23 protein-coding genes and 4 pseudogenes are annotated in these 25906 nt (G+C 61.8%); 20 read left to right on the plus strand and 7 right to left on the minus strand.

Annotated elements, in window-relative coordinates:
- The first annotated feature begins 82 nt into the window (after positions 1-82).
- From JWR98_RS23010 to xylB, 6 genes and pseudogenes are all read left to right on the plus strand, one after another.
- Entirely contained in the window at positions 83-625 is a 543-nt protein-coding gene (locus tag JWR98_RS23010) for a cytochrome b (RefSeq protein WP_078733260.1), read from the plus strand.
- A 166-nt stretch (positions 626-791) separates the two neighbouring features.
- The gene (locus JWR98_RS23015; protein WP_078733259.1) at positions 792-2324 is read left to right on the plus strand and encodes a sugar ABC transporter ATP-binding protein; all 1533 of its coding nucleotides are present in this window, start codon (positions 792-794) and stop codon (positions 2322-2324) included.
- Positions 2317-3294 carry an ABC transporter permease subunit gene (locus JWR98_RS23020; RefSeq protein WP_078733258.1) on the plus strand — a complete coding sequence of 326 codons (978 nt, stop codon included), beginning with the start codon at positions 2317-2319 and terminating at the stop codon, positions 3292-3294. Before JWR98_RS23015 ends, JWR98_RS23020 begins: the two co-directional genes overlap by 8 nt.
- A gap of 34 nt (positions 3295-3328) precedes the next feature.
- A pseudogene (locus JWR98_RS23025) lies at positions 3329-4260 on the plus strand (ABC transporter substrate-binding protein).
- Between the two features lie 29 nt (positions 4261-4289).
- The gene (locus JWR98_RS23030; RefSeq protein WP_078733256.1) at positions 4290-5282 is read left to right on the plus strand and encodes a LacI family DNA-binding transcriptional regulator; all 993 of its coding nucleotides are present in this window, start codon (positions 4290-4292) and stop codon (positions 5280-5282) included.
- Positions 5283-5298: 16 nt separating this feature from the next.
- On the plus strand, positions 5299-6759 hold the full coding sequence (gene xylB, locus JWR98_RS23035; RefSeq protein WP_205491282.1) for a xylulokinase: 1461 nt from the start codon (positions 5299-5301) through the stop codon (positions 6757-6759).
- An 82-nt stretch (positions 6760-6841) separates the two neighbouring features.
- Here the strand turns inward: xylB and JWR98_RS23040 are convergent, their stop codons facing one another.
- Positions 6842-7285 carry an Lrp/AsnC family transcriptional regulator gene (locus tag JWR98_RS23040; protein ID WP_205491283.1) on the minus strand — a complete coding sequence of 148 codons (444 nt, stop codon included), beginning with the start codon at positions 7283-7285 and terminating at the stop codon, positions 6842-6844.
- Between the two features lie 109 nt (positions 7286-7394).
- Between JWR98_RS23040 and JWR98_RS23045 the strand changes: the two genes are divergently transcribed.
- Positions 7395-8300, plus strand: a complete 906-nt coding sequence (locus tag JWR98_RS23045) for a DMT family transporter (RefSeq protein WP_205491284.1) — start codon at positions 7395-7397, stop codon at positions 8298-8300.
- On the opposite strand, the pseudogene JWR98_RS23050 reads toward JWR98_RS23045, so the two are convergent.
- Positions 8278-10256: pseudogene (locus JWR98_RS23050) on the minus strand (peptidase U32 family protein). The gene JWR98_RS23045 and the pseudogene JWR98_RS23050 sit on opposite strands and share 23 nt — an antisense overlap.
- A gap of 70 nt (positions 10257-10326) precedes the next feature.
- Positions 10327-10707, minus strand: a complete 381-nt coding sequence (locus JWR98_RS23055; protein ID WP_071484081.1) for a RidA family protein — start codon at positions 10705-10707, stop codon at positions 10327-10329.
- Positions 10708-11081: 374 nt separating this feature from the next.
- On the opposite strand from JWR98_RS23055, the pseudogene JWR98_RS30295 reads away from it, so the two are divergent.
- Both JWR98_RS30295 and JWR98_RS30300 read left to right on the plus strand, forming a co-directional pair.
- Positions 11082-11711, plus strand: a pseudogene (locus JWR98_RS30295) (PAS domain-containing protein); the annotation flags it as partial.
- Between the two features lie 254 nt (positions 11712-11965).
- A pseudogene (locus JWR98_RS30300) lies at positions 11966-12346 on the plus strand (methyl-accepting chemotaxis protein); the annotation flags it as partial.
- A 47-nt stretch (positions 12347-12393) separates the two neighbouring features.
- On the opposite strand, the gene JWR98_RS23065 reads toward JWR98_RS30300, so the two are convergent.
- From JWR98_RS23065 to JWR98_RS23080, 4 genes are all read right to left on the minus strand, one after another.
- Positions 12394-13716, minus strand: coding sequence for an OprD family porin (locus JWR98_RS23065; protein ID WP_078733248.1), 1323 nt, complete (start codon positions 13714-13716; stop codon positions 12394-12396).
- A 343-nt stretch (positions 13717-14059) separates the two neighbouring features.
- A complete protein-coding gene (locus tag JWR98_RS23070) occupies positions 14060-14929 on the minus strand; it encodes an isocitrate lyase/PEP mutase family protein (protein WP_078733247.1) in 870 nt (289 codons plus the stop codon).
- A 158-nt stretch (positions 14930-15087) separates the two neighbouring features.
- On the minus strand, positions 15088-15864 hold the full coding sequence (locus JWR98_RS23075) for a sugar phosphate nucleotidyltransferase (protein ID WP_205491285.1): 777 nt from the start codon (positions 15862-15864) through the stop codon (positions 15088-15090).
- A gap of 13 nt (positions 15865-15877) precedes the next feature.
- Entirely contained in the window at positions 15878-16870 is a 993-nt protein-coding gene (locus tag JWR98_RS23080) for a GHMP family kinase ATP-binding protein (RefSeq protein ID WP_205491286.1), read from the minus strand.
- A gap of 645 nt (positions 16871-17515) precedes the next feature.
- Here JWR98_RS23080 and JWR98_RS23085 point away from each other — a divergent pair.
- The 11 genes from JWR98_RS23085 to JWR98_RS23135 are packed head-to-tail and all read left to right on the plus strand — an operon-like array spanning position 17516 to position 25846.
- Positions 17516-17977, plus strand: a complete 462-nt coding sequence (locus tag JWR98_RS23085) for a radical SAM protein (protein ID WP_205491288.1) — start codon at positions 17516-17518, stop codon at positions 17975-17977.
- Positions 17953-18174, plus strand: coding sequence for a hypothetical protein (locus JWR98_RS23090; RefSeq protein ID WP_205491290.1), 222 nt, complete (start codon positions 17953-17955; stop codon positions 18172-18174). Before JWR98_RS23085 ends, JWR98_RS23090 begins: the two co-directional genes overlap by 25 nt.
- 8 nt (positions 18175-18182) lie before the next feature.
- Positions 18183-18572: an SPASM domain-containing protein gene (locus JWR98_RS23095; RefSeq protein ID WP_205491292.1), complete on the plus strand. Its 390-nt coding sequence runs from the start codon at positions 18183-18185 to the stop codon at positions 18570-18572.
- A gap of 19 nt (positions 18573-18591) precedes the next feature.
- Entirely contained in the window at positions 18592-19413 is an 822-nt protein-coding gene (locus tag JWR98_RS23100; RefSeq protein ID WP_205491293.1) for a class I SAM-dependent methyltransferase, read from the plus strand.
- Positions 19410-20504: a glycosyltransferase family 4 protein gene (locus JWR98_RS23105; protein WP_078733242.1), complete on the plus strand. Its 1095-nt coding sequence runs from the start codon at positions 19410-19412 to the stop codon at positions 20502-20504. The genes JWR98_RS23100 and JWR98_RS23105 overlap by 4 nt, the downstream gene beginning before the upstream one ends.
- Positions 20501-21160, plus strand: a complete 660-nt coding sequence (locus tag JWR98_RS23110) for a PIG-L family deacetylase (RefSeq protein WP_205491294.1) — start codon at positions 20501-20503, stop codon at positions 21158-21160. The genes JWR98_RS23105 and JWR98_RS23110 overlap by 4 nt, the downstream gene beginning before the upstream one ends.
- Before the next feature lie 27 nt (positions 21161-21187).
- Complete coding sequence (locus JWR98_RS23115) at positions 21188-21997, plus strand: glycosyltransferase family A protein (RefSeq protein WP_143480867.1); 810 nt, start codon at positions 21188-21190, stop codon at positions 21995-21997.
- Positions 21994-23265, plus strand: coding sequence for a DegT/DnrJ/EryC1/StrS aminotransferase family protein (locus JWR98_RS23120; protein WP_143480866.1), 1272 nt, complete (start codon positions 21994-21996; stop codon positions 23263-23265). The genes JWR98_RS23115 and JWR98_RS23120 overlap by 4 nt, the downstream gene beginning before the upstream one ends.
- Entirely contained in the window at positions 23265-24242 is a 978-nt protein-coding gene (locus JWR98_RS23125; protein WP_205491295.1) for a 3-dehydroquinate synthase family protein, read from the plus strand. Before JWR98_RS23120 ends, JWR98_RS23125 begins: the two co-directional genes overlap by 1 nt.
- Complete coding sequence (locus JWR98_RS23130) at positions 24242-24439, plus strand: hypothetical protein (RefSeq protein WP_205491296.1); 198 nt, start codon at positions 24242-24244, stop codon at positions 24437-24439. Before JWR98_RS23125 ends, JWR98_RS23130 begins: the two co-directional genes overlap by 1 nt.
- 36 nt (positions 24440-24475) lie before the next feature.
- Entirely contained in the window at positions 24476-25846 is a 1371-nt protein-coding gene (locus tag JWR98_RS23135; protein ID WP_205491297.1) for a UDP-N-acetylglucosamine 2-epimerase, read from the plus strand.
- Positions 25847-25906: the final 60 nt, after the last annotated feature.

Consider the following 25906-nt stretch of genomic DNA (forward strand, 5'->3'; position numbering starts at 1 on the left):
TGTCTTAAGACTCCGAGGGCAGTGTGGCGCGGACTTTCCATGGCCGGTCGCGGCCGTCACTCCTGCACAAGGTTGCCTTCCCATGCGCGAAAAACTGCTGCCACAACGCTACACCACGCTGTCGATGACCCTGCACTGGCTGATGCTGGCGCTGTTTGTCGGCGTCTACACCTGCATTGAACTCAAAGGGCTGTTGCCTCGCGGCCATGCGCTGAGGGGCGTGTTGCTGGGCAGCCATGCACTGTTCGGCATAGGCATTTTCCTGCTGGTATGGCTGCGCCTGCTGGGGCGACTGGCACCACGCCCCTCGATCTTGCCGCGCCCCCCGGCCTGGCAGACCACGATGGCGCACCTGATGCACCTGGCACTGTATGCGTTGATGATCGTCACACCGTTATTGGCCTGGCTGATGCTCAATGCCGCCGGCAAGCCGGTGCCGTACTTCGAGTTCGCGTTGCCTTCGCTGGTAGCCGTGGACCCGGACATGGCCAAGTCACTCAAACACTGGCATGAGTGGCTGGGCAACGCCGGCTATGGGTTGATCGGTCTGCATGCGGCGGCGGGGCTGTTTCACCACTATTGGGTGCGAGACAACACCCTGACACGCATGCTGCCAAAACGTTAGAAAACTCGAAAATGACCGATTAAGTGCTTGGTGAAACGTTTCTTCTAGCGACAAACGGACGACGCAAGCGCTTGCGTAAGCAAATGTATCTGATTAGAGTCGGTGGCAATCGGCTCTGATCCACAGAGGGCTGAACTACAAAAATAATAAATCCAGGAGCTCATCCATGAGCCTTGAACCCTTGCTCGAGATGCAGGGCATCAGCAAAACCTTTAACGGGTTGCGCGTGCTCAAAAGTGTCGGCCTGAAGGTCTACCCCGGCGAAATCCACGCCTTGATGGGGGAGAACGGCGCCGGCAAATCGACGCTGATGAAAATCCTCTCCGGCGCCTACCAGGCCGACCCCGGTGGCGAAATCCGCATTCGCGGCCAATCCGTTCCCACGTTCAACCCCGCCACTGCCAAGGCCCTCGGCATCGCCGTGATTTATCAGGAACTGAGCCTGTGCCCGAACCTGAGCGTGGCCGAGAACATCTACCTGGGCCGTGAGTTGCGGCGTGGCTGGACCATCGACCGCAAAGGCATGCAGGACGGTTGTGTGGAGGTACTGCAGCGCCTGGGCGCCGAATTCACCCCGGCGACAAAGGTCAGCAGCCTGTCGATTGCCGAACGCCAACTGGTGGAAATCGCCCGCGCCTTGCATGCCCACGCCAAAATCCTGGTGATGGACGAACCCACCACGCCGCTGTCGTCGCGCGAGACCGACCGCCTGTTCGCACTGATCAAACAGCTGCGCAGCCAGGGTCTGGCGATCATCTATATCAGTCACCGCATGGCCGAGATCTACGAACTGTCCGACCGGGTTTCGGTGCTGCGTGACGGCCAATACATCGGCGAGTTGACCCGCGACGCGTTGTCGGCCGAGGTGCTGGTCAAGATGATGGTGGGCCGCGACCTGTCCGGCTTCTACAAGAAGGAACACGCCGCATACGACCCCGGCGCGGTGGTGATGCGTGTGCGCGACATGGCCGATGGCAAGCGGGTACGCAATTGCAGCTTCGACCTGCACGCCGGTGAAGTGCTGGGCATCGCCGGCCTGGTGGGGGCAGGGCGCACGGAACTGGCGCGCTTGATCTTCGCCGCCGACCCGCGCACCAGCGGCACCCTGGAAGTGGTGGGCAAGACCGTCACCCAACTGCGTAACCCCGCGGATGCGATTCGCGCCGGCGTGGTGTACCTCACCGAAGACCGCAAGGCCCAGGGCCTGTTTCTGGACATGAGCGTGGCCGACAACATCAACGTCTGCGCCTGTGTACCGGACGCCCGTGCCGGTGGTGTGCTCGACCGTGGTCACGCCGCGCAACGCGCGAATGACGCGATCAAGTCGCTGTCGATCCGCGTGGCATCGGGCAAGGTCAATGTGGGCGCGTTGTCCGGCGGCAACCAGCAGAAGGTGTTGCTGGCGCGGCTGCTGGAGGTCAAGCCGCATGTGCTGATTCTCGACGAACCCACGCGGGGCGTGGACATCGGCTCCAAGTCCGAGATCTACCGCATCATCAATCAACTGGCCCAGGCCGGTGTCGGCATCGTGGTGATCTCCAGCGAGCTGCCGGAGATCATCGGCACCTGCGACCGGGTGCTGATCATGCGCGAAGGCCAGTTGGTGGCCGAAGTCGGCGGGGCTTCGGGCCACGCTATTTCCCAGGAACGTATTATTGACCTCGCCACCGGTGGCGATCAGGTGGTTGCCAATGGCTGATTCGATGATTGCAACAATGGGCAAGGCAGAGCGCGCCCGTGGGCTGATGCGCACAGTGGGCATGTTGCCGGTGCTGGTGTTGCTGCTGGTGGGCTTTGCCCTGGCCAGCGAAAACTTCCTGACCCTGCAGAACCTGTCGATCATTACCCAACAGGCCTCGGTCAACGTGGTACTGGCGGCGGGCATGACCTTTGTGATCCTTACGGCGGGCATCGACCTGTCGGTGGGGGCAATTCTGGCGGCGTCGGCGGTGGTGGCGCTGCAAGCGTCGATGTCGCCGCAATTCGGCATGTTCGGGATTGCCGCCGGGATTGGCTTTGGCCTGTTGCTGGGGCTGGTCAACGGCGGGTTGATCGCCTTCATGCGGCTGCCGCCGTTTATCGTCACCCTCGGCGCACTGACGGCCATGCGTGGCTTGGCGCGCCTGTTGGCGGACGACAAGACGGTGTTCAACCCCGACCTGCCGTTTGCCTTTATCGGCAATGACTCGATCCTCGGTGTGCCGTGGCTGGTGGTGATCGCCGTGGCGGTGGTGGCGCTATCGTGGTTCATCTTGCGGCGCACGGTGATGGGCGTGCAGATCTATTCGGTGGGCGGCAACCCGGAAGCGGCGCGACTGTCGGGCATCAAGGTGTGGAAGGTGCTGCTGTTCGTCTACGCCATGTCCGGTGCTTTGGCCGGGCTCGGCGCGGTGATGAGCGCCTCGCGTCTGTTCGCCGCCAATGGCCTGCAACTGGGGCAGTCCTATGAGCTGGACGCGATTGCTGCGGTGATCCTCGGCGGCACCAGCTTTACCGGCGGCGTCGGCACCATCGGCGGCACGCTGATCGGCGCACTGATTATCGCGGTACTCACCAATGGCCTGGTGCTGCTGGGGGTGTCGGATATCTGGCAATACATCATCAAGGGCATCGTGATCATTGGCGCGGTGGCGCTGGATCGCTATCGCCAGTCCGGTGCGCGCACCTGATCTCACTCATACAACAATCACAAGAGAGACTCGCATGAACTTCAAACGCATATTTCCCGTCATTGCTCTGGCTGCGCTCATGTCCCAAGCCGTCGAAGCGCGTGAACTCAAGGCCCTCGGCATCAGCATGGGCTCCCTGGGTAACCCGTACTTTGTGACCCTGGCCGACGGCGCGACCGCACGCGCCAAAGAGCTGAACCCCAACGTCAAGGTCACTTCAGTGTCGGCCGACTATGACCTGAGCAAGCAGTTCTCGCAGATCGACAATTTCATCTCGTCCAAGGTCGACCTGATCCTGATCAACGCCGTCGACCCGTCCGCCATGGCCTCGGCGATCAAGAAAGCCCGTGACGCCGGTATCGTGGTCGTGGCGGTGGATGTGGACGCCAAGGGTGTGAACGCCACGGTGCAGACCGACAACGTCGAAGCCGGCAAACTGGCGTGCCAGTTCCTGGTGGACAAACTCTCGGGCAAAGGCAATGTGATTATCCAGAACGGCCCGCAGGTGACCGCCGTGACCGACCGGGTCAAAGGCTGCAAAGCCGCGCTGGCGGGCGCACCGGATATCAAGGTGCTGTCCGACGACCAGGACGGCAAGGGCTCGCGTGAAGGCGGCTTGAACGTGATGCAGGGTTACCTCACGCGCTTCCCCAAAATCGACGGCCTGTTTGCGATCAACGATCCGCAAGCCATCGGCAGCGACCTGGCGGCCAAGCAGCTCAAGCGCAGCGGCATCGTCATTACCTCGGTGGATGGCGCGCCGGATATCGAAAACGCGCTGAAGACCGACACGCTGATCCAGGCCTCCGCCAGCCAGGATCCATGGGCCATGGCCAGACCGCCGTGAACGTGGGCAATGACCTGCTCAATGACAAACCCCCGGCCGAAGCGGTGACCCTGCTGACACCGAAACTGATCACCCGCGACAACGTCGGCACGTACAGCGGCTGGTCGAGCAAGCATTGATCCAGCGGCATTGATGGAGGAACAGCGCCATGGTCACCATGGACGATGTGGCAAGCCGGGCGGGGGTGTCGACGTCGACCGTGTCCCATGTGCTCAACGGCACCCGCAAAGTCAGCCCGGCCACGGTGCTGGCGGTGCAGCGGGCGATCCAGGCGTTGGGATACATCCCCAATACCCTGGCGCGCTCGCTGGCTCGTTCCAGTACCAGCACCATTGGCGTGGCGATCTCGGCGTTGTCCAACCACTATTTCAGCGAAACCGTGCACGCGATTGAAACCGAGTGCGCCAAACACGGTTACATGATGTTGTTCGTCGACACCCATGACGACCCGGAGCAGGAGCTGCGGGTGGTCACGGCGCTGCATCATCGGCGGGTCGACGGCATTGTGTTGGCACCGTCCAACGGCTCATTGGCCCTGGAGTACCTGCGGGCCAACGAGATTCCGGCGGTGTTGGTGGACCGGATGATGAGCGAGCGGTTCGATCAGGTCGGCGTGGAGAACAGCCAGCCCACCCAGGCCCTGATCGAGCACCTGATCGCCCATGGGCATCGGCGTATCGGCTTTATCGCCGGGCGCAGCGGGTTCAGCACCACGGATGAGCGGGTGGCCGGTTATCGCGCGGCGTTGCAAGCGCAGGGGTTGGGGTTCGACGCGCAGTTGCTGGTCAATGGCGGCTCCAATACCGAACCGGCACGCCAGGCCACGGTGCAGCTGTTGGGCCTGGCGTCGCCGCCCACCGCGATCATGGCCGGTAATAACCTGATGACCCTCGGCGCGATGCACGCCCTGCGGGACGCGCATATCGAGGTGCCGGGGCAGATGGCCCTGGTGGGGTTTGATGATTTTGAATGGGCCGACTTCTTCGTGCCGCGCCTGAGCCTGATCGCACAGCCGGTCAAGGCGCTGGGCGCCCGCGCGGTCGACCTGTTGCTGCAACGCATGGCCGCGCCCGACGCGCCGCCGCAGAGTGTGCGCCTGGCACCGACTCTGCAATTGCGTAACTCCTGTGGCTGTTCTTGATTGGAATAACACGTATATGAGCAGTCCTGTTTCCCTTGGCATTGACCTGGGTACTTCCGAACTCAAAGCCATTCTCATGGGCCTGGACGGAAGGGTGCTGGCCCACACCGGCGTACGCTTGAACGTGTCGCGACGCCACAGCGGCTGGTCCGAGCAGGCCCCTGAAGATTGGTGGCAGGCCTGTCTGCAAGCGCTTGACCTATTGCGCGCCCATGAAGCGTTTGACCGCGTGACGTGTATCGGCCTGTCCGGGCAAATGCACGGTGCGGTGTTGTTGGGCGCTGACGACCGTGTGTTGTACCCGGCGATCCTGTGGGACGACTCGCGCGCTGTCGCCGAGGCCGAACAACTGGGGCCGGGCTTTGCCGAGGTGACCGGCAGCCTGCCCATGGCCGGGCTCACCGCGCCGAAGTTGCTGTGGCTGCAACGCCACGAACCCGAGGTGTTCAAGGCCATCGATTGCGTGCTCTCACCCAAGGATTACCTGCGCCTGCGGCTGTGTGGCGAGCGCATCAGCGAGATGTCGGACGCCGCCGGTACGCTGTGGCTGGATGTGGCGCGGCGCGAGTGGTTTACACCGATGCTGCGCGCTACGGGCCTTGAAGCGGCGCAGATGCCCAGGCTGGTGGAGGGCGGTGCGGCGAGTGCCCGTGTGAGCCTGACGGGCTTGGGTCTACCCGCCGACGTGGTGATTGCCGGCGGCGGCGGCGACAACCCGGTGGCCGCCGTGGGGATCGGCGCGATCAACGCCGGTGACGGTTTCATCACCCTGGGTACCAGCGCGGCGATTGTCGCGATTACCGACCACGCCGCCGGCAACCCGACCAGTGCGGTGCACAGCTTCTGCCACGCATTGCCCGAGCGCTGGTACACCATGGGCGCCATGCTCGCCGGCGCCAGTTGCCTGCGCTGGGTCACGCGGCTCACGGGCATGGCCGATGAACAGACGCTGCTGGAGCAGGTGCAGGCGCAGTTGCCGATCGGGCAACCGGTGCCGCTGGGCACCCCGTTGTTCCTGCCCTACCTGGCCGGTGAGCGCACGCCGCATAACGATCCGTTGTTGCGGGGCGGCTTTATGCACCTGGGCCATGACTGCACCCCGGCGATGCTGGGGTATGCGGTGATGGAAGGGGTGGGCTTCGGTTTGCTGGATGCGCTGCGCGCGGTGCAATCGGCCGGCGCCGACGTGACGTCCTGCGCCCTGGTGGGCGGCGGCGCGCGCAGTGAGTATTGGGCGCAGTTGCTGGCCAATATCCTGCAACGGCAGATCTTTACCTTGCACGGCAGTGAGTTGAGCGCCTGCATCGGTGCGGCGAAGCTGGGGTTTATGGCGATCGGGGCGGGTGCGGGTTTGCTGGCGGCGGGGATGCCGGTCAAGGCGCGGTATCAGCCTGACCTGACGCAGCAGCCGGTGTTGGCGGCGCGCTATCGCAAGTTCCAGGGGTTGCTGACCGCCGCAAAGGCCCTTCATGACTAACCCCCATGTATGAGCGGGGTTGTCGTGGTGAGCCTGCTCATCACAGCAAGCCCGTTTGCCACGGGAATCGGTTTGTTGCCGTTCAGCCGCTGGTCAACGGTGGCAAACGCCGCTTCACCGGGGTTTTCTTGACGATCGCCGTATTGGTCTCGGCATAGCCGTTGAGCCGGTCGAGCAGGCTGTCGAGGTGGTCCATGGTGCGTACATGCAGGCGCGCGATGAAGCAGTCGTCGCCTGTCACTTTGTCGCACTCGGTGAACTCGGGAATTGCCTGGATCTGGCGCTCCACTTCCTGCAATTGGCCTGGCAGGGGGCGGATGCGCACGATGGCTTGCAACAGGTAACCGAAATGTTTGGGGTCGATGTCGACGGTGTAATGGGTCAGTACGCCGCGCTCTTCCAGGCGGCGCAGGCGTTCGCCAACGCTGGGCGAGGACAGCCCCGTAATGCCCGACAGCGCCTTGAGGGACAAACGTGAGTCGTCCATCAAGGCGGCGATCAGTTGCTGGTCGATGGTGTCGATCATGGTTTACGCCTAATAAGAAAAGGTGATTGTGCGACTTTGCCTTGTTTAGTCACTGGAGCCGCTGCCGAGCAGATTGCCATAATTGAGCCTCACTTGAGGAGCATCAATCATGGACTCATCCATTCGTCGCGGTTCGTGGGAAATGATCGCCGCCATGCTGATCTCGGGCACCATCGGCTGGTTTGTGCTGGTGTCGGGCGTGTCGGTGATCGAAGTGGTGTTCTGGCGCTGCGTGATCGGCGGCCTCACGCTGCTGCTGGTGTGTGCGGTGCTGGGTTATCTGCGCCTGGACCTGCTCAGTTGGGCCAAACTCGGACTGGCGATGCTCAGTGGTGTCGCCATCGTCGGTAACTGGCTGTTGTTGTTTGAATCCTACTCTCGCGCGTCCATCGCCATCAGTACGGCGGTGTACAACGTGCAGCCGTTCATCTTGGTGATGCTGGCGGCGCTGTTCCTGGGTGAAAAGATCACCGTGCAGAAGCTGGCGTGGCTGAGCGTGGCGTTTCTCGGGATGCTGGCGATCGTCACTGCCCATGGCGAGCAGCAGAGCGGGGGCGGGGATTACCTGACGGGGATTGCGCTGGCCCTGGGCGCGGCGTTTCTCTATGCGGTGGCGGCGCTGATCATCAAGCACTTGAAGGAAGTGCCGCCGCACTTGATGGCGCTGATCCAGGTCATCACCGGCGCATTGCTGCTGGCGCCACTGGTGCCATGGAACAGCCTGCCGGCGGCGCCCAATGCCTGGGCGGCATTGGTCACGCTGGGGGTGGTGCATACCGGCTTGATGTATGTGCTGCTGTACGGCGCGATCCAGAAACTGCCCACGGCAATTACCGGCGCGCTGTCGTTCATCTACCCGATTGCGGCGATTTTCGTCGACTGGATTGCCTTCGGCCATCGCCTGGGCTGGCTGCAATGGCTGGGGGTGGCGGCGATTCTGCTGGCGGCGGCGGGGTTGCAGCGGGGCTGGTGGTTGCCCCGCGCTCGCCGGGTCAGTGCGTGCCCTGAAAGATGATGTTTTCCGGGTTGAAATGCTCCACGGCGCTGCCCGGTTGCGGCAACCCAAGGATATGCCCCTTGATCTTGCCCACCACATGCATCTCGCACGGCTTGCAGTCGAACTTCAGTGTCAGGACTTCATCGCCATGGATCAACTGCATCGGCGCCACCTTGGTCTTCACCCCGGTCACCCCCTTGGCCTGTTTAGGGCATAGGTTGAACGAGAAACGCAGGCAGTGCTTGGTGATCATCACCGGCACTTCGCCGGTTTCTTCATGGGCTTCGAACGCGGCGTCGATCAGCTTGACGCCGTGACGGTGGTAGAAGTCGCGGGCCTTCTGGTTGTAGACGTTGGCCAGAAACGACAGATGCGCGTCCGGGTACACCGGCGGCGGCGTGGTCTCGGCCTTGCGTCCTCCGCGTGGATGCGCGGCAACACGGGCGGCGGTCAGCGCTTCGATCACTTCACGGCGCAGTGCCTTGAGCTGCGAGTTGGGAATGAAGAACGCCTGTGGCGCATCCAGCTCGATGCGGGTGGCGTGGTACTCGGTGGTGCCGAGTTGGCCAAGCAGGTCACGCAACGTATCCAGTGCCTGTTCCGGCTTGTTGGCGACGCCGAACGGGCCGGGCAGGGCAACGCCGGCGCTGATGCCTTCTTCGCTGGTCGCGGTGATTTGCAGCTGGTCTTCGCGCAGGCGCGCCACCCACGACAGGCCGATACGCCGCTCGGCGGAGGTCTTGAGCAGCGCCTGTTGCCAGTTGTGGTCCAGGTTGCGATTGAGTGGGTGATGCGCACGTAATTGATGCAGGCCGGCGGGCATTTCGTTCGGCTCGACGCGGTAGCGGTAACGCTTCTGGCCGTCTTCTTCGAATTCACCCTTGGGTTCGGCGATGTTGGCGCGGAACCCCACCACCTCACGCTTGATCAGCACATTGAGGCCGTCGCCGTTGGACAGCGGCTCATGGGTGACCACTTGCAGGTCACGCTTGCCGGCTTTTTCCACGGTACCCACCGGCAGGCCGGTAAAGGTCGGGGTGTCGAACGCACCGATGTCGATCTTGCGATCACTGACAAAGTAGTCGGTGCTGCCACGGTGGAAGGTTTTTTCCGGATCGGGCAGGAAGAAATGCGCGGTACGGCCGCTGGACGCACGAGCCAGGTCGGGGCGGTCTTCGAGGATTTCGTCGAGGCGCTGACGGTAATAGGCAGTGATGTTCTTCACATAGCCCATGTCCTTGTAGCGGCCCTCGATCTTGAACGAGCGCACACCGGCTTCGACCAAGGCACGCAGGTTGGCGCTCTGGTTGTTGTCTTTCATCGACAGCAGGTGTTTTTCGAAGGCCACGACGCGGCCCTGGTCATCCTTCAAGGTGTACGGCAGGCGGCAGGCCTGGGAGCAGTCGCCACGGTTGGCGCTGCGGCCATTTTGCGCGTGGGAGATGTTGCACTGCCCGGAGAACGCCACGCACAGGGCGCCGTGGATAAAGAACTCGATGGCGGCATCGGTTTCGTCGGCGATGGCGCGGATCTCTTGCAGGTTCAGCTCACGGCCAACACCAATTGCGAGAAACCGGCCTGGTCGAGGAACTTGGCGCGGCCCAGGGTACGAATGTCGGTCTGGGTGCTGGCGTGCAGCTCGATGGGCGGAATATCCAGCTCCATCACGCCCAGGTCTTGCACGATCAACGCGTCGACACCGGCATCGTAAAGCTGATGGATCAGCTTGCGCGCGGGCTCCAGTTCGTTGTCGTGCAGGATGGTATTGATCGTGGTGAACACGCGCACATGGTAACGGCGGGCAAATTCGACCAGTTGAGCGATATCGCTCACCTCATTACAGGCGTTATGGCGCGCGCCGAAGCTCGGGCCGCCGATGTAGATGGCGTCGGCGCCATGCAGGATGGCCTCGCGCGCAATGGCAACATCGCGGGCAGGGCTGAGCAATTCCAGGTGATGCTTGGGCAAGGACATAGTTTTTTTAGTCAGGCTTGTCACGGTTGAGGCGCGCATTGTAGCTGTGAAATGCGTGGCGGGCATCAACTCAGGCCTTGGCCGCCATCGCCGTAACCTCCACACGCATGCCTTCCACCGCCAGCGCAGCGACGCCAACCGCCGCGCGCACGGGCCAGGGCTTGGCAAAGAAGCGTTTGTAAACCTCGTTGAAGGCGGCGCGATCAGCCATATCGGTCAGATAAATGGTCAAGTGCATGACGCGGTCCATGGAACTGCCGGCTTTTTCCAGGGCCACTTTCAGCGCTTGCAGGGTGCATTCGCTTTGCAGGGTGATATCGCCCAGCTCCAGGCTGCCGTCGGCGCGGGTTGGGATCTGGGTGGAAACCAGGATGCCGTTGAAGCCGATCACGTCCGAGGAAATCGAATCAGCATCGGGATCGGGGGTGTAGGACAGGTCGTGGTTGGCCATGGGCGCTCTCATTGGCAGGAACAGAAAGGCGCCATGGTCCCCGAAAACAAGCGCAGGGGCAAACCAGCGGGGGATGCGGATTTCGACAACGACCCAGATCAAATGTGGGAGCTGTCGAGGGAATGGGAATACATCCCGTGACGCTCTGCGTCACCTGCCAACAGCGCGTATTCAATCGCGCTTATTTGACGCCAGAAAATAAACATTAAAACTGCGTAAAGTCGCGTATTCCGCCGCCGATAGCCCGATTAGAGATGGGTTCTTCGCACGGCTGAGGGTACGTCATGTTCAACACAACGCTCAAAACAGAACTGGCGGCCAGGACGGCCGAAGTCAGTGAATACAAAGGACTGATCGCTGCCCTTGAACGCTCCATGGCCGTGGTCGAATTCGACCTCAATGGCAAGGTACTGAGTGCCAACGATAATTTTCTGAAAACCATGGGTTACAGCCGTGATCAGTTGGCCGGTAAATCCCACCGTGACTTCTGTTTGCCGGCGCTGACCAGCAGCCCGGCCTACGGTCAGTTCTGGAGTGAGCTCAAGTCCGGCAAGTTTGTGTCGGGTACGTTCAAGCGCGTGGACGCCCATGGCCGCACGGTGTGGCTGGAAGCCAGCTACAACCCGGTGCTGGATGAGCGAGGCCAGGTGTTGAAGGTGGTCAAGTACGCCCTCGACGTCACTGCCAAAGTCGAGCAGGAAGCCGCGACCCGCAGCAAGCTGACCGCGCTTGACCGGGCCATGGCGGTGATTGAATTCGATCTGAACGGCCAGGTACTGGATGCCAACGAAAACTTCCTGAGCGTCATGGGTTATTCACTGGCCGAACTCAAAGGCAAACATCACCGCATGTTTTGCGAGCCGGCGCTGATCAACAGCAGTGAATATTCGGACTTCTGGCGCCGCTTGAACAACGGCGAATTCTTCACCGGGCAATTCAAGCGCATCGGCAAACACGGCCGTGTGGTATGGCTGGAAGCCAGTTATAACCCGGTCTACGACGGCGACGGCAAGCTGATCAAGATCGTCAAGTTCGCCAGCGACATCACTGAACGCGTGGAAAAATTCGAGGAAGACTCACGCGGCGCCTCGCGGGCTTACCATATTTCCTCCGAAACCGAGCGTTTCGCCGAGCACGGCACTCAGGTGATCCAGGAAACCGCCACGGAAATGCGCCGGATTGCCGAAAATATCGGCGCCTCGGCGCGTTTGGTCGGCAGTTGGGTGACCGTTCCGAGCAAATCACCGCCATCGTCAACACCATTCGCGGCATCGCCGACCAGACCAACCTGTTGGCGCTCAACGCGGCCATCGAGGCGGCGCGAGCGGGTGACCAGGGGCGTGGGTTTGCGGTGGTGGCCGACGAAGTCCGGCAACTGGCCGGGCGTACCAGCCGTTCTACCGCGGAAATCGCCGAGATGATCGGCATGATCCTCTCTGAGACCCGCGATGCGGTGGCCAGCATGAGCGCCACCCAGGAGGGCGCGCAACGCGGTGTCAACCTGGCGGACCAGGCGGGCTCGGTGATCCTGCAGATCCGCACCAGCACCAGCGATGCGGTACAGGCGGTGAGCATGTTCGCGTCGAAGATGGATGAGTCGGAGGTGATTCCCAAGACTGCCGTCGGCTGGGTAGGCTGATGCCAATGGTCGGCCAGCCGCAACGCTGGCCGGACCGCATGGCTGCCCTAGAGCAAGGTAAACGGGTAGTCGACAATCAACCGCAGTTCATTCAAATCCCCATCACGCTGATCGGCGTTCGACGCCACGATCGCGTCGCGCACGCGCAACGACAGGTTCTTCGCCGGTCCACTCTGAATCACATACTTGGCTTCCACATCCGTCTCGTGCTGCGCGCCGTCCGCGCCGAAGTCACCGGCGTAGGCACTGTGCTGTGGCGTGTGGGTACCCTCAATGTCGGAGCCGTTGATATAGCGCGCCATGAAACTCAGCCCCGGCACGCCGTAACTGACCATGTTCAGGTCATAACGTATCCCCCACGACTGTTCGCCCGGGCCATTGAAGTCCGACCATTGCACCGAGTTGGCCAGCAGGATCGAGTCGCCGCCTTCGCCCGCGCCGTTATTCCCGGTGCCGATGTAGTCAAACGGCGTGTCGCCATGCACCTTCTGAAATGACAGCGTCAAGGTGTGCGCCTGCAGGAAGGTGTAGGCCGCCGCCAACGAATACGTGGTGTTGTTGATTGCACCGGCTTTGGCGCTGCCGGTGTCGAGGGTGCGGTACAGGTTGCCGTCCAGGGCCAATGACTGGTCATGGGGCAGGGCGATGACGTAATTGAGGTTGGTGTAGTACTGGCGCCAGATATCCTCAAGTTCGCCGGCGTACAACGTGGCGCTCAAGGACGGCGTGAAGCTGTATTTACCGCCGACGAAGCTCGCGCTGTTGGCGGCGATATTGGCGTAAGTGGCGTAGATATCGTGGTCGTGGTTGCTAGTCATGCCACTGTTGGTGCTGGTGAAATGCCCGGCTTCCAGGTCCAGGCCGGCGATTTCGCTGCTGGTGAGGTCAAAACCGGTGGCCGTCTGTGGTAACAGGCGCGTACCGCCGGTAGCGAATACAGGCGCGGTAGGTTGCATATCGCCAAATTTGAGCTGGGTCCTGGAGATTTTCACTTTCACTGCTGCGCCCACGGAGCCGTAGGCATTTTCGGGATCGCCGTGGCGGTCGGTGGGCAGGTTGCCGGTGCCGGCGTCGGCGTGCGTGGCATCCAGCTTCAACCCGCCATAGGCGTAGGCATCCACACCAAAACCGAGCGTGCCCGGGGTGAAGCCCGAGGCATAGTTGAGCATCGCGCCTTGGGTCCAGTCGCGGTTGTCGGCTCGGCCGCCTTCACGGTTGCGGTTCATGTAGAAGTTACGCAACAGCCCGGTCACGCTGCTGCCCTCGACAAACCCCTTGGACTCGGCCTGGTCCGTGACGGACTCGGCAAACGCCACAGGGCTGACACTGGCGCACACGGCCAGCGCTAACAGACTCCACTGTTTAAGCATGTTCTGACTTCCCCGAAATAATGAATGCGCGCGGCAACATCGCGCTTTTAGTGGATGGCGCATAAACGCTGTAAGGGCAGGTGTTTTTTCAGCTAAGGGTTAACAGTTTTTGGTCTGTCGGATGTGTTGTCGAGGCCGATTCTAAGCACAGTCTGCGCGGGCTGCAGCCCTGTAGCGGATTAAACTCGATTAATTAAACTTCACTCTTTTTAATCGGCGGGGAGGTGTAGCTTGGAGACTGTCTTAGCCGCTCTGCTTCGACAAAATCCTTTGGTTGCCGCCGCAGATAATGCGGCGGATTTTTTCGTCGGAAAGGGGAGAATCGTCCCTGATTCGCGCTGTTTTATTCTTCCACGTCCATGAATTCCTTGGCCCACGCCACATAGCTTTCCGGCAACGTGTAGGTATGGGTCAGCTCGGTAGCACTCAGGTTCGAGGTGCTGTGAGTCAACTGACGCTGGGCACGCAGGCTGTCGTAGGTGGCCTTGATCGCAGCGAAGTAAGCGCCATGGCCCGCGACCACCACGCGCACGCCGAGGTCGGCTAAACGCTGGGCGTCATGGAGTTTGGGGTTGCCATAGGTCACCAGCATCAGCGGCACCGTAAGGTTCTCCGCGATTTTCTCCAGATGCTCGAAATCGCTGACGCCCACCATGCAGATCCCGTCGGCACCGGCTTTCTGGTAAGCCAGGGTGCGCTCGATGACGGCTTCGGTCGACAGCACACCGGCATTGGTGCGGGCAATGATCGAAAGCTCGGGATCGACACGCGCTTCCAGGGCCGCGCGGACCTTGCCGATGCCTTCGTCGATGGCAATCAAGTCGGTGGATTTGCGCCCGAATTGCGCCGGCAGCAGCGTGTCTTCAATGGTCAGTGCAGCCACGCCGGCGCGCTCCAGTTCTTCGACGGTGCGCATCACGTTGAGGGCATTGCCGTAGCCGTGGTCGGCGTCGGCGATAACAGGCAACTGCGCCACACGGCCGATGCGGGTGGCTTGCTCAACGAACTCACTCAGTGTGATCAACGCAAAATCGGGCGCCGCAAGCACCTGCAACGAGGCGACCGAGCCACCCAGGATGCCCACCTCGAAACCCAGGTCGGCGGCGATACGCGCCGACATCGGGTCGAATACGGAGGCGGTTTCAACGCACGCAGGCGTTGCAAGCAGTTCACGGAAGTTGCGGCGCAACGCTGAGTGAGATTTTTTCGGCATGTTCTTTCCTGGCTCTGGTCATCGTCATGTGACGATCTATGTCTATTCGTGGTGGCGCGAGATTACCACGCAGGCGAACCGGGGATTATGACGTTTGAGCATGGGGCATGCGGATGACACATGGATGTCCGGCGATAAACATCCGCAACAGACATTATTTAAGGCTGGGTACATGATTTAACGATTGGTAGCTGGCTTCGAACAACAGGATCGGGGGAGCACGCCGGCACCAGCAATTGACCCGCGCGTCGATAATCGTGAGGCAGGCCAATGTCGATGAACTTGCCACCTGCTTCCAGGCCCAGGACAGGCGTACCGTTGCCTTGAAGCCACGGCAACAATTCGTCCTCCAGGGACACGGTCTGCTGCGGGCGATACGGCCACTGGTCCAGGCTTGCACGCCGTACCCAATACACCCCGCCGTTGGCCAATACCCCGACCTCACCGCGACGCGGTGCAAAGCCCTGGATCCTGCCTGTGTCGTCGGTTTCGATGCCCATGTAGCGATTAGCTGCATCCGCGCGAAACAGACTCAGGCACCAACCGGCCTGGCGCTGTCGGGCGAAACGCTCGAGGCAGGTCATGTCCACCGCGAACCAGGTGTCGCCATTGAGCAGCAGGAAACTGTCGTCGGCGTCACTCAGGTAGGTCGCGGCCAGCAGCAAGCCACCCCCCGTGCCCAGCGGCCTGGATTCGCGGGCATAGGTCAGCGGTACGTCGCGGTAACGGTCGCCAAAGTGAGTGCTGATGGCTTCGCTGCGATAGCCGGTGGAGAGGATGAAATGTTCGATGCCTTGCTTGATCCAATAGTCCAGCAGGTACTCAATAAAGGGCCGCCCCTCAACCGGCGCCATAGGTTTGGGCAGGTCCGGCACGGCGCTGCGCAATCGCGTGCCGAGGCCCCCGGCGAGAATCACGGCGGTACGTGTGGTCATCTGTGCTCCTTGCTCAAAGTCCATTGGGTTGATACAGCACCACTCGGCTGCCGCCATGCTCGAACTGGAAAGGTACGTGGACGAGGTCGCGCAGACTTTCGCGGACCTGCGCATGCAACGCCGGCTCAACGAACAACAACATGAAACCGCCGCCCCCGGCCCCCAGCAACTTGCCGCCGGTTGCCCCCGCCGAACGGGCAATGGTGTAGAGGTGATCAATGTCGGGGTTGCTGACCTTGTTCGACAAGGTTTTCTTCAGCTGCCAACTGTGGTCCAGCAACTCACCGAAGGCCTCAAGCGGGCCGTGGCCCTGCAGGATCAGCAGCGCTTCGTCGACCATGGCGTGCATCTGTCTCAACTGCGCGTGGCGGTCGGCAAGGTTGTTGATTTGCGATTGAGCAATCTGAGCGGCGATCCGCGAAAACCCGGTGAAGAACAGCATCAGGTGACTCTGCAGCGCATCGAGGCGAGCCTTGGGCACGATGACCGGGCTGACATTGAAGCCACCACCACGCAGGAAGTCGATACGGTTGAAACCACCAAACGCAGCCGCGATCTGGTCCTGGGAACCGACGCTTTCACCGATAACCTGTTGCTCCACATGCATCGCCAATCTGGCCAGGGCTTCGTGGCTGATGTACTCGCCTTGCAAGGCCTTGATGGCATGGAGCAGGCCAACGGTGAACGAGGAACTGGACCCCATCCCTGAGCGGGCAGGGAGATCACCGTCGACATGCACCTCCAGACCGTCGTCGCAGGCCAGGTGCCCCAGCACCGCTCGCACCGCCGGATGTTCGATCTGGCTGGGGTGCATGACGTTCTCGATACGTGAGTAGACGATTCGGTATTTATGATCGAAAAATGGCGGCAGCGGTCGGCAACTGATGTAGCAGTACTTATCGATTGATGTCGACAAAACTGCACCGCCTTGTTCCTGATACCAGGCCGGGTAGTCAGTCCCGCCGCCGAAGAAAGAAATACGATAGGGCGTACGCGTGACAATCATCTTACAGAACCTCCCAAGGCCGGCGAGGTATAACAGTTTCACACAACACCTGATGATAGTTTCGATAAACGCCAGACAATAACAGCGTTCTTGGGAATGACCTGTCCATGGCAATCCTTAACGATTGATGCGAGTAGTGAATTTGGCGGTTATTGCGTTTTTAAAGCATGACTCTTCCGAATTGGAATATTAAATAATTGGACAGCTTCAAGAATGTCACGCGTTGGCATCAGTGCAAGCGTCGTGACGTTCGCGTCCCTGTCAGGCCCGACGGAGAGAGCATAGCAGCTGGCTGGGCGACGCAAGATCAGTTTTTAGGAAACACAAATCGCACCGCAATGCCGGGGTTTCAACGAATGAATTCAAACGCGCTATAAAAATATTTGCATAGTTGAAAACAACTGCTAGCGTGAACTGCATTGACCTCACGGCCATTCGCCTGCGGGGTTGGTGACCGGGATAAAGCATCAGGTTGCGGTCAAAAAACAATACCCATGGAAGATGCAGCTGTGCACCAAGGATGATTCGCCAGGACGCAAATTAAATTTATCGTAGCCGCCACGGCTGATGCCGTGCGCGAGGGGTTGTCCGACTGGAAAAGTTGGTGTTTTCCCACTTAGCGTTTGCATGCAAGGATGCGTGTTCATGAATGAAGTTATACAGTTTATTCAAGTACAAAGTGCTTGTAACCAACCGTCTACGCGCGCCGAATTGCCCAGGGCTATTTACGTAGAATTGACAGATCGTTGCAACCTTACCTGCCCGATGTGTCGTTGCAGCCCGGTCAAAGGCACGGTGCTGCCGCTGCCCTTGTTCAAGGAAATGGCCGCTGCGTTATTCCCCAGTGCCGAGTTCGTCGATCTGCGGGGTTGGGGCGAAAGCACCATCATCCCGGGATTTCTCGACTACCTGGACGTGGCGCTGGCTTACCCGGTCAAGGTCAAGTTGATCACCAACGCCGTAGTGCGCAAGCCTTTGATGTGGGAGCGCCTGGGACGCGAAGGCATTACTGTGGGGGTGTCGTTCGATGCCGCAACCGCAGCGCTGTTTCGGGAACTGCGCGGCGCGCCGACATTGAACAGGTGCTGGCCAACCTGCGCCTGCTGACCGACGCCCAGCGAGCGGCTGGGCATGACCCCGCCGAAAAGCTCTACCTCTGCGTGACCATCAGCGGTCGCAACCTCGACGAATTGGAAGGCATCATTGCCCTGGGCATGGCCCTGGGCGTACGGCGCTTCAAGTTCGAACCCCTGTGGCGCCCGACAACGACCCCAATCGCCTGGAGTTTCATACCGAACGGGTGACGCGAGTGATGCAACGCCTGACCGAACTGCGGCATCTGCACAACCTGCAGATCGAACTGTCGGCGGCGCTATCGGCCGAGAGCATTCAACCCAAGGCCATCAGCAAGGTCTGCATCCATCCCTGGCAATACCTTTATATCAACAGCCGCGGGCGATTGGGTTTTTGCGACCACCTCAATGGTCGCGACGAATTTACCTTCGGCAGCTGGCAGGAGGGCACCTTCGACCAGTTCTGGAATGGCGCCGATATGCGCCAACTGCGCGCCGAGCACTTGCAGCGCCTGGGCGGTGAGGCGATCAAGCGGTGTGGCGACTGCAACTGGTGCTACGAACGCCGCTACATGGACCTCGAAGACTGGCTTGAACCTGAATGGGCCAACTACCGGGTGACCTTATGAGCAACGCCAAGGTGATCGCATGAACAGCCACGAGATGACACTCAACCCGCCCTGGCTGGCGAACTTTTATGACCCGGCGCTGTTCGATGCCGGCGCGGGCGATGCCGATTCGGCGAGCACGATTGCCTACTACTGTCGTCAGCTCAAGGGCCCGGCGTGTTCGGTGCTGGACCTGGGATGCGGTACGGGGAGGCTGGCTTTTGCGCTGCTTGACGACGGACATCGGGTGCACGGCGTGGATATTTCAGCGCCGATGCTCGGCTACCTGGCAACCAAGGCCGAAGCGTTGAAGGTGGATGCCCGCGAGCGGCTGAGCTGGACGTGCGGCAGTGTGCTGGACCTGCCCGTCGGCGAAACCTTCGATGTGCTCGTGGCCGCCGACGATTTCGTCACCCATTTTGATCTGGACGAGTTGGGTCGTTTCCTGGTCATGGCCGGCGACGCCTTGCGCCCCGGTGGCTGGTTGCTGACAGATATGCGAGAGCGTTCACCGGTGAGGCTTGCAGCTGCCGCCGGGGCGCTGCCCAAACCCATGCAGAGTTACGGCCTGACCGGCGGCATTCTCACCGCCACCGGCCCACGCTATGCAGCAATGATGGGCTGGGAAGAATATGACCCGCATAGCCGCTGGCTGGTCAGTCACCAGCTTTACAGTTTTATTGACGCCCAGGGCCGGGAAGAACGGCGTGACTGGAAGACCATCCGTCAGCGCAATCACAGCAATGCCGAATTCATCGAGGCCGCGCTTCAGGCCGGCTTCGCGGTCGAGCAAGCCGTGGGCCGGGGGGGCGACGGGCAACTGGGCGAGCAGGGCGGTTTCTTCCAGCTGGTGCGTTTATGAGCGCCATTTTCAACCTGCTCTGGGTGGTGCCGTCCCTGGCCGGTCTTGGCGGCAGCGAATATGCGGCGGTGACCTTTGCCCGCCTGGTCGCAGGGGACGGGCATCGCCTGCGGCTGTTGACCGGGCCGCAGGTGCATCCTGCGTGGCAGAAGTTGCTGCAGGTCGATGGCCTGCACCTTATCAAGGCTGCGGATGGCAGCCCCGACGCCTTGTGTGAAAGCACCTTGGCACTGCTTGAAGAGCGCCCGGCAGACTTGATTCAGTTCATGCCCATCGAAGCGCATTGCCTGGCCTGGTTACGCAAAGGGCAGGGCGTGCCGGTGATTGGCTGGGAACCGACCGACCTGAGTCCGCGATGCTGGTGGTTGCCTGACGCACTGAACGAGCAGATCCACCACCTCGACGCCCTGTTGGTATTGAACCCGGACGCGGCGCTTCATGCCCGTGGGCACTACGGCTATCAGGGGCCGGTGACGGTATTGCCCAACACGCTCATCGACCCGCCCCAAAGCCTCCCTGCCCGCGCCTTGAACGGGACGCCAGTGGTTGGTTGCATCGCCCGATTGTCGGCGGAGAAGGGCCTGGAGTTTCTATTGGCTGCGCTGAGCTTGCTGCATGTGCGTTGCCCGCATGTCAGGTTACGCCTGTGGGGCGAAGGTGAAGACCGCGAGCGTCTGGGCAACCTCGCGAAAATGCTGGGTGTGGCTGCACACGTTGAGTTCATGGGCGCCTTCGAACCCTTCGGCGGTATTGATGCAGTGGCGGCGGGTGTCGATGTGTTTGTCTTGAGTTCGCTGTTCGAGGGCGCGCCCGTGGCGTTGCTGGAACTGGCCGCGCGGGGGCGGCCGGTAGTCGCTTCAATGACAGCCGGCGCGCGCTGGGTGTGCGGTGACGATTATCCCTGGTTGACGCCGATTGGCGATACCCGCGCCCTGGCCGACAGCTTGGCCAGCGCCTTGGAAGACCCGGCACGCGAAGCGCGGGGCCAAGCGTTGCGCCAGCGTTTTGCCCGACAGTTCAGTAACGAGCAGGCACTGGCGACGCTTTGTGCCGCCTACGCCGACCTGCTGTCTGCCGGAGCTCGATCATGAACCAGCGTTGCCACAGCTTACTGCTTGCGCCGCACTGCGATGACATCGCCTATTCCCTCACCGGGCGTTTGTTTTCCGGAGCCGAAAGCAGTCGGCCGCTGCAACTGTTGACGATTTTTTCCGAGAGCCGCTTTGCGCCTTATGCCGCCGGCATCACCTCCCAGGCGCAGGTCTCGGCGTTGCGTCACGCCGAAGACGCGCGGTTTTGTGCGGTCCTGCGCCTGGAGCCTGCGCGGCTGGGGCTGGCCGAGGCGCCGTTGCGCGGTTATCCGGATGTGGACTCGCTGTTCATCAACAGTGACGTGCCGCTCGAAGACCCGATGGTGGCGCGCCTGGAACAACGCTTGCGTCGACATATCGAGGGCAACGTGCCGACCCGCGTGTTCGCGCCGTTGGGGATTGGCGGCCATGTCGACCACCGGATTACCCGCGCGCTGCGCAACGGGTGTTTGGCGGCGTCTGTCCGCTGTTTTTCTACGAAGACTTGCCCTATGCCGGAGAGTTGGCCCCCGCCGAGCTTGACCGCCAATTGGCGCTCGACGCCAAGGGTCTGCGAGCGCTGCTTACGCCCTTGGGCGACTGGCTCCCGTACAAGCTCGAACGTCTGGCCGAATATGCCTCGCAAGTGGCCGGCAAAGACCTGGATTCTGTGGTAACCCATGCTCATTTGATTGGAGGTGAACGTGTCTGGACCCTGGCCTGAAGTGTGTATCCTGACGTTCGCCGTTGACCGGCCGCAGGCCTTGGCGCGTTGTATCGCCAGTGTCGCCGCGCAGCAAGGGCCGGTACGAATCCACCATCGAATCCTTTCCGAGCGGGTAGATGCCCTGCGCGAGCATCCACTCCTGGCGCCTTGGCGCGACCAGGTGCAGTGGCGCGCGTTGCCTGGCGAGCCGTTTCAGGGTGCCTCGTCATCGCGCATGGCGCGCTTGCGTGCGACAGCGGTGGCCGATGTGACACAGCCATTGGTGGGGTTTCTGGATGATGACAACACACTTGAGCCCGAGCACCTTCAAACTCTCTGCCAACTATTGAACGACCCTGGGCTTGAAGCTGCCCATGCCTGGCGTCAAGTGCTCAACCCTGACGGGTCGGCGTTTTTGTTCGAGCACTACCCATGGCACGACGACCCGGTCGTTGCACAAAAGATGCACCGCTGGGGAGTGGAGCAGGGCGTCTTCACTCCGGGCAGCCCGATCATGCGTGACGGTTTGCGCGGCGCGCAATGCGCCGAAAGTTACGCGACAGTCGACATGAACGAATGGCTGTTTCGCACAGGGTGTTTACAGCGCCTGGGGTTTGACGATGTGTTCAGTCAGTTCGAAGTCGACCAGCGGGTGGGCGAGGACGACAAACTGTTCCATCGCGTGCGTAGCCAAGGCGTGCAATTCGCCTGTTCCGAGCGCGCCACCGTGCGCTACTACTTGGGGGGCGTGTCCAATTTGCGTCTGACCAGCGGCCCTGCGCTGGCTACCGCCGGAGCCTGCTCGTGAGTCGCCTGGCGCAGCATGGTGGCGTGCCGGTACGCACCCAGCCCTGGCCACAGTGGCCACAGTCCACGGCGAAAACCGAACAGGCACTGCTGACGGTAATGCGCAGCGGTCGCTGGTCGGTCAGCGGCCTGGAAACCGACGGTGGTCCCACTTGGGACCGACGCTTCGCCGAAGCATTCGCGCGTTACAACGGTGTGGGTTTTTGCGTGCCGACCGTCAACGGTACCAATGCATTGATGTGCGCCATGCAGGCGCTGGGGATCGGCGTCGGTGACGAAGTCATTGTGCCGGGGTTGACCTGGGTCGCCTGTGCCAGTGCGGTGCTGGCGGTCAATGCCATCCCTGTGATCGTTGATATCGACCCGCTGTCGCTGTGCCTGGACCCCGCCGCGGTAGAAGCGGCCATCGGTCCGCGAACCCGAGCCATCATGGCCGTGCATTTGTACAACGCCATCGCCGATCTGGATGCCTTGCTGGCCCTGGCGCAAAGACATCGCCTGGACCTGATCGAGGATTGCGCCCAGGCCCACGGCGCACGGTGGCGCGGACGGCGGGTGGGCAGTGTCGGCACGGTCGGTACCTTCAGCATGCAAAACGGCAAAGTATTGACCAGCGGCGAAGGGGGGGCCTGCATTTGCGATGACCCGCACCTGGCTGCACGCATCTTCCGCCTGCATGCCGATGGCCGCCGCCTGCGCGCCGAACCGGCGCTGCCTGGTTACATGAGCCTGGAGGAGGACGGCCACGGGTTTGCCCGCAATGCTTGCCTGAGTGAGCTGCAGGCGGCGGTATTACTCAGCCGTCTGGAAGACCTGGACAAGGAAAACGCTCAGCGTGCGCATCAGGCCCGCGCGCTGCGCGGCCATCTGCGGGAAATCGGCGGTTTTACCTTTCAGCACAGCGCGCCTGGCACCGAGGCGACCACCCTCTATCACTTCCCCGTGCGTCTTGAGGCACCCGAATTTGCCGGTATATCGGCAGCGAAGATTGCGGCGGCCCTGTCTGCCGAGCTCGGCTGTTGGGTACACACGCCTTACCCGCCGATGGATGAGTTTGGCCTGCTGGACCCCGGAAGTCCGCCGCGCCTGCCGGCCGCGCCAAGGGTACCCGAGCCGTTGCGCAATGCCCGGGCGGCGCACCGCCAGCACGTGGTGTTGCCGCACTGGTTGTTTTTGACCGACGGCGATGCCATGGCGCAGATCGCCGACGCGTTTGCCAAGGTCAAGCAGCACGCAGGCTCACTGCGTGCAATCGAGGGAGAAGTGTGATGGGGGGGCTTTCGTATAAAACCTCAACGCGGCGCGATGCGGCGGCGATTGCGGTGCAGTCGGTGAGCTTTTGCTTCGGTGACAAGGCCATGGAGATGCTCGTGGGTTACCGGTTCACGGAGCAGATAGCCGCCCGGGCCAGCGAAGACACCGAACACATTATCCTGATCGCCGATCGCAGGGTCTACGAACTATGGGGGGCGCCCTTGCTCGATGCGCTGGAACATTACGTGCCGGTGACCTGCCTGCTCGTGGAGGCCGAGGAAACCCGCAAGACGCTCGATGTCCTGCAGAGCCTGCTCGACCAGGCAGTGGCGGGTGGCGCGACACGACGTTCGGTGGTAGTGGCCTTCGGCGGCGGCCTAACGGGCAACCTGGCCGGGTTGCTGGCGGGTCTGCTGTATCGCGGTATTCGTCTGGTGCACGTGCCGACCACGCTGTTGGCGATGTCAGACTCGGTGCTGTCGCAGAAGCAGGCTGTCAACGGGGCGCAGGCGAAAAACATGTACGGCCTGTACCACCCGGCAGCGTTGTGCTGCGTGGATGTGCAGTACTTGCACACGCTGGCGCAAGATGCGTTTTCCGCCGGCGTGGTGGAACTGTGCAAGAACGGGCTGGCCTTTGACGCGGCCACCGTCCCGACACTCAAACGTCTGGCGGGCAACGCAACCCCCGGCGCCTGGATTGAGCTGGTGAAACTGGGGATCGCCGCCAAGCAACGGCTGCTGCTCGGCGATCCGCTGGAGCACGAATTCGGGGTGGTGCTTGAGTATGGCCATACCGTCGGGCATGCCCTGGAACTGGAAACCGGCACCCTGACCCATGGCCATGCAGTGGGACTGGGCATGCTAGTGGCGGCGGCCATCGCCCGCGGGCGTGGCTGGCTGAGCGAGCAGGACGAACACCTGCACGCCCAGTTACTGGCCAAAAGCGGAGCGCCGCGCAGCCTGCCACGCCGGTGCCCTTTGCCGCGCTGATGGCACGGCTGCGGCTGGACAACAAGCGCGGGCGCATTCGCCTGGGCGATGGGGAATATCCCTTTGTACTGTTGCGTGAGCTGGGCCAGCCGGCCATGAGCCAGGGCCAGCCGTTGGTGGGAGTGGTTGAAGAGGAAATTCTCCTGGCCTATGAAAAATTGCAGTCGGGCTACTACGCCGCACTGACATTTGCTTGAGGCCGTGCGCGCTGTCTTGCGATAAGGAACATCGCTATGTCTGCACTTGCTACCGAATTGAAGGGTCCCATCGCCTGGCTGGATGAGTCGCGCCTTGGCGCCGCCGTCGAACACGCCAATCGCGAACAGCGGCCGCTGTATCTGCTAATCCTTGCGACCAAGCCGTGTTACATCAAACTGGCCAGTCTGGCCCTGGCGCTCGAGGCTGGGAATGTGCCTTTCCTGCTGATCGACAGCGGCCAGCATTATGACCCTGAGCTGACCCAGGCCAAGCACGAGTTGGGTTATGAGCATCTGCTGACCGCGGTGCTCGGTATCCGGGGTTCGCTGCTCAAACGCACGGCACAGCTGGCGTTGTGCGTCGAACAACTCGACGAACGTTTGCAAGGCGCCGGCATTCGCCAGCCAGTGGTGCCGCTGGTGTCGGGTGACACGGCCACCGCGGCGATGTTTTCCCAGTTCTGGTACATCGCCCATGGCGTGCGCGCAGTGCATGTCGAGGCGGGTTTGCGCAGTTACGGGCCTGACTGCCCGGGCGGCTGGCAGGCCCTTCAGGACCTGTGCGAGCAACGCAAGGTGCCCTGGCAACGCTTTCGTGACGAACCGTTCCCGGAGGGTGTGAATACCGCGCTGGCCAGCGTTGTGTCCGACCTGCTGCTGGCTCCGGTGTTGCGTAATGTCGAGCAGTTGCGCGCCGAAGATTACGATACCCGCAAGATTCGTCACGTCGGCTCCCTGAGCAGCGATGCGGTGCGACTGGCCTTGCCTCAGGCGGCCCATAGCCGGATTTTCCAGCTCTACCCGGTCCTGGAGACGGGGCGTTGGCTGCGGGTGGATTTGCACCGGCGCGAGAACATGACACCCACCGCCTTGCGTGCGGTGTTGCTGGGGCTGGCCCGGCTCGCCGGCGACGGTGTGCAGGTGGTGCTGATCCAGACCAACGCGCTGAACGGCGCCCTGGTCCAGCATGACCTGGGTGGGTTGCTTGATGAAGCGTGCCAGCAAGGCGTGGTGGTGCAAGCGATGTGGCCCCACTACACGGATGTGATCCACTTTCTGACCTCCGTTCACTGCCTGGCGTTGTACACCGACAGCGGTGGCCTGCAAGAGGAGGCCAATGTACTGGGAGTGCCTTGCCTGACTTGCCGATTGAGCACCGATCGCCCGGAAACCGTGCTCGACGCCCAGACCAATTTATTACTGCCGCCCCTGTCGGCGGACTTTGTGCATCGGCACCTGAGCCGGATTCTGGCCCAGTCACCGGCCAGTATCTGGCCCGGCTTGAGCCGGCCACAGCGCCTGTATGGCCACGCGGTGGGCGAGCGCATTGTGGAATTGCTCAAGGTGTACCAGGCCCCTGCACCCTTGCCTGGCGCCCGTGCACAGTTCCTCGCCAGGGAGGTCTGAATGAACGGTCCGGCATTGGCCACAACGACGCGTCTCTCGCCGTCGATCATCTGTGGCGGA

The organism is Pseudomonas lactucae (assembly GCF_016937615.1).
Lineage (GTDB): Bacteria > Pseudomonadota > Gammaproteobacteria > Pseudomonadales > Pseudomonadaceae > Aquipseudomonas > Aquipseudomonas lactucae.